This is a genomic window from Paracoccus sediminis, assembly GCF_900188295.1.
In the GTDB taxonomy this organism is placed as follows: domain Bacteria; phylum Pseudomonadota; class Alphaproteobacteria; order Rhodobacterales; family Rhodobacteraceae; genus Paracoccus; species Paracoccus sediminis.
Map to the genome: position 1 here is coordinate 18,653 of NZ_FZNM01000021.1, position 9,603 is coordinate 28,255.

The following is a 9,603-nucleotide window of genomic DNA, read 5'->3' on the forward strand; positions in this document are numbered from 1 at the left end:
TCAACCTCCTGCCGGCTCGAATACAAGGTCGCGGGTCACGATGATCCTGACCGGGAAGCCCGGCCGGATGGTCAGCGTGGGGGCAACCTGCAACTGACGTTGCACGATCTGTTGGCCCGCCTGATTGACGGTATCCTGTGCGCCGTCGCGGATGGCCCGGATAAGCCGGTCCTCGTCGCTGGTCGCCAGCTCCGCGCCGACCGCGAGCAGCGTGGAGAGGCCAGCCGCTTTCATCAGATCCCACCAGTGGTAGTCGATCCCGTCCTCAAGGCCGGCATAGCCGCTGGCGTCCGCGCCCGGCAGGCGCTCAAGCACGATGGAGCGTCCGCCCGGCAGGATCAGGCGATTCCACACCAAGAGCACCCTGCGCTGGCCGAAGGTCACGCCATCATCATATTGGCCGATGATGCGCGTTCCCTGCGGGATCAGGAGCAGCGAGCCGGTGGGGCTGTCATAGACGTTCTCCGTCACCTGTGCGGTGATCTGGCCCGGAAGGTCGGAACGGATGCCGGTGATGAGCGCGGCCGGGATCACGGCTCCGGCTTGAAGGATGTAGGGCGAGGCCGGCGGTGCGACGCGATCCGGAGCGACGGTCTGCCGGTCCACCGGCCCGTTGAGGAAAGCGGTATGGCGATTCTGGCCCGCCGTTCCGTCCGGTTGTCCTGTGAGCCCAGCCAGTCCGGGCATGGCTGTTCCGGCCGGACCTCCCGTGCGTGGGCCTGACTGGAAAAATACGTTGCTCAACCGTGCGGCTTCTTCTTCCGCGAGGCGGCGTTGCTCCTCGGGATCGACGGCAGGGGTTGTGATGGCAGGCGGAACGATCGGCTGTCCCCGATTTTGTGCATCGAGGATTGGCCGGCCAAGGTCGCCCGGCAATGCCGGCCCCAGGATCGGGCCAGTATAATCGCGCGGGAGACCGGCGAGGCCATCCGCAGTGGGACGGTTCTCGGTTGAGTAGAGTTCGCCTCCTCCCGGCCCCGCCTCGCGGGTCTGGAGCGCATAGATCAGCGCTCCCCCGACGCCGAGAAGCGCGGCGGCGCCGACGCCTGCCAGCACCTTGCGGGACAAGCGGGTGACGCGGGGCGGCTCGGCGCGCAACCGCATGGGCGCGGCGGTGTTGGTATCGCTCATGAAGGCGATCCTCCCGTGGTCGCGTCGGCCGACTGGGTAGCGGCCTGTCTCTGCTCGATACGGACGATTCTGACCACCTGCTGGCGGTCACCGCTGCCAAGGCGCAGTTCCGCCGCGCCGAACAGCCTGTCGACGATCAGGACATTTTGGTGGATGCGCGAATTGACGATCTGCGGTTCGCCGTCGGAACCGAGAACGAACAGGGGCGGCATCTCGCCCTGCACGATGCCGCGTGGGAAGACGACATAGACGCGCCTGCCGTCATCGAAGACGGAGACTGGACGCCATGGCGGGCTGTCGCCTTGCAGCTGCAAGGCGTAGCGATAGTTCCGCGCGGCCTCGGCCGGGATGACGGGGACCGACGGCGCGGTCGCTCGGCTGCCCGGCGGCGGTGCCGGATACGCCCATGCCACGGCAGGCATATAGAGCGCTTCGCGGGCGCGAAGTTCGATCATGTAGATGCGCCGGTCGGTGGTGATGACGAGGTTGGTCGAGATGTCCGGCCGGGTTGGCTTCACCAGCACATGCACTCGGCGCGTCGGACCGCTTCCGCTCTCTGTGTCGCCGATCACCCACCTGGCCGTGTCGCCGGCGGCGATCGGTCCCGCGCCGGTCAGGTTCTCGCCCGGCTCCAGCGCGATGGTGGTGATCTGTCCGACGGCGGCATAGACTTGGTAGAGCGCACCTTCCGACCAGGGATAGATCTGTATGGCATTGTAATAGCCTTCGCGACGCGGCTCGACACGGGCGGCGGCATTGGCGTTCTCAACGCGGCCGGTGGCCGTGCCGGCAGCCTCGCCGCCCCGCGCCACATTCCAGGTGGGCGGCACATGCAGCGGCCTTGGGCGTGCATCGGTGATGGGAGCCTGCGCGGACGGAAGAGGCGGGACATCGGCGTCGTAGCTGAATTGCGGTGTCCGGTTGGTGGCGCAGCCAGCGAGCATGGTCGCGGCAAGCAACAAAGCCGGAAAACCGAGTTTACGGAAAACCGGAAAAGCGGGTTCACTCAAAGACGTGCGGATCATTGACTCATCTCCCGCGACCAGTTGATTGCGTTGACATAGATTCCCAAGGGATTGGCGCGCAGGCGCTCGGCGTCACGCGGCGGCTGGATGACGATGGTGAGGATCGCGGTCCATCGCTCGGTGGTGGAGAGCTGGCCGTTTTCGTAGTGGCGTTCGGTCCAGGCTACGCGGAAACTGTCCGGGGACGCCCGGATGATGCTCGACACCTCGACGGCGACCTGCTGGCGGCCGACGCGCGTGAACGGGTCGTTGGCGCGGGCGTAGTCGTTGAGCGCCACGGCGCCGCGATCCGTGGTCCAGTCATAGGCCCTGAGCCAGTTCTGACGGACAATGATCGGGTCAGCCGGAAGCGAGCGGACCTGTTCGATGAAGCGGCCGAGATGGAATGCGATCTGCGGATCGGTCGGCCGATAATCGGCGGTAGCGGGGGCAACGGTCTGCGCCTGGCCGAGATTGTCGACTTGAACGACCCAGGGCACGACGGTTCCGCGCGCAGATTGCCAGACAAGAGCGCCGGCGAACCCGACCGAGAGGATCAGCGAACCGAACGCCATGTAGCGCCAGTTCCTCGCCTGCACGCGGGCCGAGCCGATGCGGTCGTCCCAGACTTGCGCGGCGCGCTGATAGGGCGTTTCGGGTTCCGGCACCTTGCCGTAATGGGTCGTCGGTCGTTTGAAGGTGTTCATGTGCGGTCACTTTCGGAAAGGCTGACTGAGGAGCCGCCACCGTGGCTGTCGCCGGACCGGACGGCATGGGCGGCAGCGGTGACGCCGTGGCTCATCGCCCGGCTGCGGCGCATCTGCTGCGCCCAGGCCGGTGGACCATCAGCGGCTGAAGGAGGTGATTGCTCGGGCGACGGGGCGCCCCCGACCGTGCCCATGGACGAACTGCCGCCGGACGCCGCAAATCCGGCCCTTGCGCCATCGGAATAGCTGGACTTCATGCTGTCGGCGGCATGGGAGGCTGCGCGCTTCAAAGGCGAGATGGCAGCCGAGCCTGCGGCGCGCGCCACACCGCCAAGGCCGGAAGCGACCCCCGCCGCGCCTGACCCACCCATGGAGCCGAGGGAATAGGCAGACGATGCTGCGCCGGCGGCTGAGGCCCCGCCGCGTGCAAGTGCAGCACCGCCCGAGAGTGTGGCACCGCCCCCCCGCGCGGCGAGCATGGTCGCACCACCGGCAGCGATCGCGGCACCGCCGACAGCGAGGCCAGTCCCGACGGCAGCGCCAGCACTGAGTTGCGGGCCGCCGGAGACGAGGCCGGTGGCGATGCCGGGGCCGAAGATGCCGAGGCCGAGAAGGGAAAGGGCTGCCAGCACGATCGCCATGGCGTCGTCGATGGTCGGGGTCGCGCCGCCGAAGCCGGCGGTGAACTGGCCGAAGAGTGTCGAGCCGATGCCGATGATGACGGCGAGGACCAACACCTTGATGCCGGAAGAGATGACGTTCCCCAGAACCCGTTCCGCCATGAAGGCGGTCTTGCCGAACAGGCCGAAGGGGATCAGCACGAAGCCCGCAAGCGTGGTCAGCTTGAACTCGATCAGGGTGACGAAGAGCTGGATTGCCAAAATAAAGAAGGCGAGGATAACCAGTGCCCAGGCGAAGAACAGGCAGAGGATCTGCACCAGGTTTTCAAAGACGGCGATCCAGCCCATGAGACTGGAGATGGATTCGAGCAGCGGCCGCCCGGCGTCGAGACCGATCTGGGCAACGCGGCCGGGGCGCAGGAGATCTGCGGCCGAAAAGCCTGTGCCGGAAGCCATGAGGCCCAGCCCGGCGAAGCTCTCGAAGACGATGCGTGCGAGGCTGTTCCAATTGCCAATGATATAGGCGAAGACACCGACAAAGATCGTCTTCTTCACCAGGCGCGCGAGAATGTCGTCGTCGGCGCCCCAGGCCCAAAACAGGGCGGCGAGCGTGACGTCTATGACGATCAGCGTCGTCGCGATGAAGGCAACTTCACCGCCGAGCAGGCCAAAGCCCGAGTCGATGTAGCTGGTGAAGATACCGAGAAAATTGTCGATGACCCCCGTTCCGCCCATGATTATCGCTCCCCATCCGGGCCAGGCGTCGACTGCGCGGGCGACCGTCCGAGGAAGCGGTCGCGGGTTTCGGCCCAGATCGCCAAGCATTCGGCGTCATTGGCCGCCGCCTCGCCCATTTCCTGACAGAGACGCTGCCCCTCGCGCAGGAGATCGACCTGTCGCGTCTGCAAAGGAACGGAAGGGGCCGGACCGGCTACATCCTCGCGGTTCATCTCGATGATCGCCGCCGTGATGGCGACGGCTACGAATACGATGGCTGCGATCCGGGCCAGCACCTTCCCCTCCATGATGGGCCTCCCCGGCGTCAGTTGAACATCTGGGCGTTGCCGGGCTGGTAGCCCGAGCCCGGTGTCAGGAAGCGTTCGCGCTGGATGCGGCCCTGTTCGGCGGCGGTCGCGCGTTCGGCTTCCATCAGGGCGTCGGCCCGGCCGTTGGCCGAGATGACCGCGATCAGGTCGGAAAGCTGCTGCGACTGGAGGGCGAGAAGCTGATTGCCGGCTTGGGTGGCCTGAAGCGCGCCGGTCGCCCCTTGGCTTTCGCCGACGAGCGCGGACATCTCCGCGCGGTTGCTGTCGATATTGCCGACGACACCCGCCTGCACCCGCATCGCGTCCTGAAGACCCCCGACGGTATTTTCCCAGCGGGTTCGGGCATCCGCAATGAGCTGCTGGTCGGTGGCCGTGAGGGAAAGGTTGCCATAATCCTGCTGGAACATCTGGTCGATGTTCTGCACATCGAAGGCGATGTTCTGGGCCTGCCCGAGAAGCTGCTGGGTGCGTTGGACGTTCTGCTGAAGCGCCTGAAGCGAACTGTAGGGCAGGCTCGCGAGGTTGCGGGCCTGGTTGATCAGCATCTGCGCCTCGTTCTGGAGCGAGGTGATCTGGTTGTTGATCTGTTCCAGAGTGCGGGCGGCGGTCAGCAGGTTCTCCGCGTGGTTGGTCGGGTCATAGACGATCCGCCCAATGCCGAAGAAGGCGTGGGCCGGTGTCGTGAACATCGGGGTCAGCGCCAGCGGTGCGGTGAGCGCAAGGGCGAGCGCCGAAGCGCTGGCGATGCGGGTGAGCCGGGGAATTGTGCGCGTCATGGGGTAATCTCCTCTTCTTCCAGGATGAGTTCGATTTCGCCGAGGTCAGCGACCGTCGGCGGCAGGGTCTCGCTTTCGGTCGCGAGATTGGTGAGGTCCGGGATGAGATCGGCGGCCCAATCGACGTCGCGTGCCCGGAGCCAGGCCGAGAGGAACCCGTCGCCACCGTGTTCAGCGAGGATTTCGGTGATCAGGGCCTGATCGGATTTGGCCGAGGCGGCGCAGAGCGCCAGACCGACCTCCGACAATCCAAGATCGAACAGGCGGTTGCCACGCCGCGACTGGCAGTAGTAGTCCCGCTTCGGAGTCGCCCTGGCCAGGATTTCGATCTGGCGATCATTGAGGCCAAAGCGGCGATAGATCGCGGTGATCTGGGGTTCGATGGCGCGCTCGTTCGGCAAGAGGAGTCGCGTCGGGCAGCTTTCAATGATGGCCGGAGCAATGGCGGAATTGTCGATGTCGGACAGCGACTGCGTGGCGAAGATGACGCTGGCGTTCTTCTTGCGCAGGGTCTTGAGCCATTCTCTGAGTTGGTCCGCGAACCCTTCGTCGTCCAGCGCAAGCCAGCCCTCGTCGATGATCAGCAGCGTAGGTTGCCCACCCAACCGATCGCCGATGCGGTGGAAGAGATAGGAGAGGACGGCGGGCGCTGCGCCGGTGCCGACGAGGCCCTCGATTTCAAATGCCTGGACATCGGCCGAACCGAGATGTTCGCTCTCGGCGTCGAGCAGCCGACCATACGGGCCGCCGACGCAATAAGGCCGTAGCGCCTGTTTCAGGTCGTTGGACTGGAGCAGCACGGCAAGGCCGGTGATGGTGCGTTCGCCGACCGGGGCGGAAGCAAGCGAAGTCAGCGCCGTCCAAATATGTTCCTTGACGTCCGGGGTGATCTGGATGTTCTCGCGCATCAGGATCGCGACGATCCAGTCCGCAGCCCAGGCGCGCTCGGAGGTCTGGTGAATACGAGCCAGCGGTTGCAGCGAGACGGAAGCATCGGCCGCATCGGTCAGCTCGCCGCCAAGATCGTGCCAGTCCCCTTGCATGGCGAGGGCGCAGGCGCGGATGGACCCCCCGAAATCGAAGGCAAAGACCTGAGCGCGCGGATAGCGGCGAAACTGCAAGGCCATCAGCGCCAGCAGCACGGATTTGCCCGCGCCGGTCGGTCCGACGACGAGGGTATGGCCCACGTCGCCCACATGCAGGGAAAGCCGGAACGGCGTCGATCCCTCGGTCCTGCCGTAAAGCAGTGGGGGTGCGCCGAGATGATCGTCGCGTTCCGGCCCCGCCCACACGGCGGACGAAGGGACCATGTGGGCAAGGTTGAGCGTCGAGACCGGCGGCTGCCGGACATTGGCATAGGCATGTCCGGGCAGGCTGCCGAGCCAGGCGTCGACGGCATTGACCGTCTCGACCATGACGCTGAAATCGCGGGACTGGATGATCTTTTCGACCAGCCGCAGCTTTTCGTCGGCGCGGCGGGCGTCCTCGTCCCAGACGGTGACGGTCGCCGTGACATAGGCCATCCCGGCCATGTCGGCGCCGAGTTCCTGCAAGGCCATGTCCGCGTCGGCGGCCTTGTTCGCCGCATCGGTATCCACGAGCGCAGATTGCTCGTTGGTCATCACCTCCTTGATGATCGCCGCGATGCTCTTGCGCTTGGCGAACCATTGCCGCCTGATCTTCGTCAGCAGCCGGGTCGCGTCGGTCTTGTCCATAAGGATGGCGCGGGTGGACCATCGGTAGGGAAAGGCCAGCCGGTTCATCTCGTCGAGCAGGCCGGGTGTGGTGGTGCCCGGAAAGCCGGTGATCGTCAGAAGCCGGAGATGTTGATTGCCCAGTCGGGGTTCCAGGCCGCCGGTCAGCGGCTGATCGGCCAGCAGCGCATCGAGATAGACCGGAGTTTCGGGCACGCGGACGCGATGCCGGTTGGTCGAAATCGTCGAGTGGAGGTAGGTCAGCGTGCCGGCGTCATCGAGCCATCGGCACTCGGGCATGAAGCCGTCGAGCAGCGCCAGCACGCGGTCGGTGCGGTCGATGAAGCCGCGCACCAGTTCCCAGGGGTTCACGCCCGAGGTCTCGCGCCCTTCATACAGCCAGGACTCGGAACGTGCGGCATCTTCGGCGGGCGGGAGCCACAGGAAGGTCAGGAAGTAGCCAGAGACGAAATGGCTGCCCTCCTCCTCGAAATCGGCCTTCCGCTCGGCATCGACCAGCGCCGAGGCCGGATCGGGGAAGCGGCTTGCGGGATAGCTTGCGGCTTCCGACCGCTGTGCTTCGACAAAGATGGCCCAGCCGGAGCCGAGACGGCGGAAGGCGTTGTTCAGCCGCCCGGCCACCGCGACCAGCTCGGCCGCGACGGCGGAATCCAGATCGGGACCACGGAACTTCGCCGTGCGCTGGAACGAGCCGTCCTTGTTCAGCACGACGCCGGAGCCGACCAGCGCCACCCAGGGAAGGTAGTCGGCAAGGCGTGAGGCGGTGCGACGGTATTCTGCGAGATTCATCATGGCTCGTGCCTCACACCGAAAGATGGCCGGGGATGCGAAGATGGCGGCGCGCGACCTCGACGAAGAGCGGATCGCGTTTGGCGGCCCAGACGGCGGCGATGTGACCGACGGCCCAGATCAGGATGCCTGCAAGCCATAGCTGAAGGCCGAGGCCGACGGCGCCAGCCAGCGTGCCGTTGAGGATCGCGACGGATCGGGGCGCCCCGCCGAGCAGGATCGGCTCGGTCAGGGCGCGGTGAACCGGCACCGCGAAGCCCGGCACGGTATCGAGGGCCTCGAAGCTCACGGCCATCAGACCAGCGCCCCCCCGCCGAAGCTGAAGAACGACAGGAAGAAGCTCGATGCCGCGAAGGCGATGGAGATGCCGAAGACGATCTGGATCAGCCGCCGGAAACCGCCGCCGGTATCGCCGAAGGCCAGTGTCAGGCCCGTGACGATGATGATGATCACCGCCACGATTTTCGCCACTGGACCTTCGACGGATTCGAGGATGGATTGCAGCGGCGCCTCCCAGGGCATGGAGGAGCCGGAGGCCCAGGCCGGGGACGTCATCAGGCTCACCCAGGCGAAGGCCGATGCGGTTGCGATATGGTGGCGGATACGGAAGGCACGACGGATCATGCAGGTTCTCCAGTGTTGTGAGTGGTGTCGGGTTCTGAAAAGGCTGAGGAAATTCGGTAGTCTCCGTCCGGCCCGAGCCCCTCGACGCGGGCAAGCTCGGCAAGGCGGCGGGCGGAACCGCGCCCGGAGAGGACGGCAACAAGGTCGATGGTTTCCGCGATCATCGCGCGCGGCACGGTGACGACCGCTTCCTGGATGAGTTGTTCGAGGCGGCGCAGCGCGCCGATGCCGGAACCGGCATGGATCGTTCCGATCCCTCCGGGGTGGCCGGTGCCCCAGGCTTTGAGCAGGTCCAGAGCTTCGGCCCCACGGACCTCACCGATCGGGATACGGTCGGGGCGCAGGCGCAAGGACGAGCGCACCAGATCGGACAGAGTGGCGACACCATCCTTGGTCCGCATGGCGACCAGATTGGGCGCCGCGCATTGCAACTCGCGGGTATCCTCGATGATTACGACCCGATCCTGCGTATTCGCCACCTCGGCGAGCAGCGCATTGGTCAGCGTGGTCTTGCCGGTGGACGTGCCGCCCGCGACCAGGATGTTCGCGCGCGACTGGACGGCGGCGCGGAGTGCTTCTGCCTGATCCTCGGACATGATGCCGGCCGCCACATAGTCATCGAGGGTGAACACCGCGACGGCGGGTTTGCGGATGGCGAAGGCAGGCGAGGACACCACCGGGGGCAGCAACCCCTCGAAGCGCTCTCCCGATTCCGGCAGCTCCGCCGAGACCCGTGGGCTGCGCGCATGCACTTCGACGCCGACATGGTGGGCCACCAGCCGCACGATGCGCTCGCCATCGGCGGCGGACAGGATCTCGCCGGTATCGGCCAGCCCTTCGGACAGCCGGTCGACCCAGATGCGCCCGTCGGGATTCAGCATGACCTCGACGACAGACGGGTCTTGCAGCAAGGTTGAGATGGCAGGCCCGAGCGCCGTCCGGAGCATACGCGCGCCGCGGTCCACCGTTGCCTGTTTGTGGTTGATGCCTGCCATCTCGTCCCCGTTCCACCGGGGAGGCGAGAGACGATCCCCGGATGGGGATGACTAAAAGAGACCCAAATCGGGTCGTTTCAACAAGTTTCGACCGTCGTAGTTGTTGATTTCCACCCAGAAGTGACCCAGGCAGGCTCATAATTTCCATTGAGATTTGACCCATGTGACCCTTCCCCGACGCGGAGAGCGGAGGGGG

At 65.9% G+C, this 9,603-nt stretch carries 10 protein-coding genes; all 10 read right to left on the reverse strand.

Going from position 1 to position 9,603, the window contains the following annotated elements; translation table 11 throughout:
- From CHB77_RS17180 to trbB, 10 genes are read right to left on the reverse strand one after another with little or no spacing between them, the layout of a single operon-like run.
- Complete coding sequence (locus CHB77_RS17180) at positions 1-1,131, reverse strand: TraB/TrbI/VirB10 family type IV secretion system protein (protein ID WP_080620513.1); 1,131 nt, start codon at positions 1,129-1,131, stop codon at positions 1-3.
- Positions 1,128-2,156 carry a P-type conjugative transfer protein TrbG gene (gene trbG, locus CHB77_RS17185; protein ID WP_080620512.1) on the reverse strand — a complete coding sequence of 343 codons (1,029 nt, stop codon included), beginning with the start codon at positions 2,154-2,156 and terminating at the stop codon, positions 1,128-1,130. The genes CHB77_RS17180 and trbG overlap by 4 nt, the downstream gene beginning before the upstream one ends.
- Positions 2,153-2,842, reverse strand: coding sequence for a conjugal transfer protein TrbF (gene trbF / locus CHB77_RS17190; protein ID WP_080620511.1), 690 nt, complete (start codon positions 2,840-2,842; stop codon positions 2,153-2,155). The genes trbG and trbF overlap by 4 nt, the downstream gene beginning before the upstream one ends.
- Positions 2,839-4,197, reverse strand: a complete 1,359-nt coding sequence (trbL, locus tag CHB77_RS17195) for a P-type conjugative transfer protein TrbL (RefSeq protein ID WP_080620510.1) — start codon at positions 4,195-4,197, stop codon at positions 2,839-2,841. Before trbL ends, trbF begins: the two co-directional genes overlap by 4 nt.
- 2 nt (positions 4,198-4,199) lie before the next feature.
- Positions 4,200-4,475 (reverse strand): putative entry exclusion protein TrbK-alt, encoded by a 276-nt coding sequence (trbK-alt, locus tag CHB77_RS17200; protein ID WP_425320187.1) that lies wholly within the window; start codon positions 4,473-4,475, stop codon positions 4,200-4,202.
- Positions 4,476-4,504: 29 nt separating this feature from the next.
- Complete coding sequence (gene trbJ, locus CHB77_RS17205) at positions 4,505-5,284, reverse strand: P-type conjugative transfer protein TrbJ (protein ID WP_080620508.1); 780 nt, start codon at positions 5,282-5,284, stop codon at positions 4,505-4,507.
- A complete protein-coding gene (gene trbE / locus CHB77_RS17210; protein WP_080620507.1) occupies positions 5,281-7,791 on the reverse strand; it encodes a conjugal transfer protein TrbE in 2,511 nt (836 codons plus the stop codon). Before trbE ends, trbJ begins: the two co-directional genes overlap by 4 nt.
- Before the next feature lie 10 nt (positions 7,792-7,801).
- On the reverse strand, positions 7,802-8,083 hold the full coding sequence (locus CHB77_RS17215) for a VirB3 family type IV secretion system protein (RefSeq protein WP_080620506.1): 282 nt from the start codon (positions 8,081-8,083) through the stop codon (positions 7,802-7,804).
- Positions 8,083-8,412 carry a TrbC/VirB2 family type IV secretion system protein gene (locus tag CHB77_RS17220; protein WP_028710779.1) on the reverse strand — a complete coding sequence of 110 codons (330 nt, stop codon included), beginning with the start codon at positions 8,410-8,412 and terminating at the stop codon, positions 8,083-8,085. Before CHB77_RS17220 ends, CHB77_RS17215 begins: the two co-directional genes overlap by 1 nt.
- On the reverse strand, positions 8,409-9,359 hold the full coding sequence (gene trbB, locus CHB77_RS17225) for a P-type conjugative transfer ATPase TrbB (protein ID WP_425274181.1): 951 nt from the start codon (positions 9,357-9,359) through the stop codon (positions 8,409-8,411). Before trbB ends, CHB77_RS17220 begins: the two co-directional genes overlap by 4 nt.
- Positions 9,360-9,603 lie beyond the last annotated feature (244 nt).

What these genes read in the sequence shown, in the direction of transcription:
- CHB77_RS17215 (WP_080620506.1), bottom strand. Translation starts at nt 8,083, where the DNA reads ATGGCCGTGAGCTTCGAGGCCCTCGATACCGTGCCGGGCTTCGCGGTG.
- trbF (WP_080620511.1), bottom strand. Translation starts at nt 2,842, where the DNA reads ATGAACACCTTCAAACGACCGACGACCCATTACGGCAAGGTGCCGGAA.
- CHB77_RS17220 (WP_028710779.1), bottom strand. Translation starts at nt 8,412, where the DNA reads ATGATCCGTCGTGCCTTCCGTATCCGCCACCATATCGCAACCGCATCG.
- CHB77_RS17180 (WP_080620513.1), bottom strand. Translation starts at nt 1,131, where the DNA reads ATGAGCGATACCAACACCGCCGCGCCCATGCGGTTGCGCGCCGAGCCG.
- trbE (WP_080620507.1), bottom strand. Translation starts at nt 7,791, where the DNA reads ATGATGAATCTCGCAGAATACCGTCGCACCGCCTCACGCCTTGCCGAC.
- trbG (WP_080620512.1), bottom strand. Translation starts at nt 2,156, where the DNA reads ATGATCCGCACGTCTTTGAGTGAACCCGCTTTTCCGGTTTTCCGTAAA.
- trbB (WP_425274181.1), bottom strand. Translation starts at nt 9,359, where the DNA reads ATGCTCCGGACGGCGCTCGGGCCTGCCATCTCAACCTTGCTGCAAGAC.
- trbJ (WP_080620508.1), bottom strand. Translation starts at nt 5,284, where the DNA reads ATGACGCGCACAATTCCCCGGCTCACCCGCATCGCCAGCGCTTCGGCG.
- trbL (WP_080620510.1), bottom strand. Translation starts at nt 4,197, where the DNA reads ATGGGCGGAACGGGGGTCATCGACAATTTTCTCGGTATCTTCACCAGC.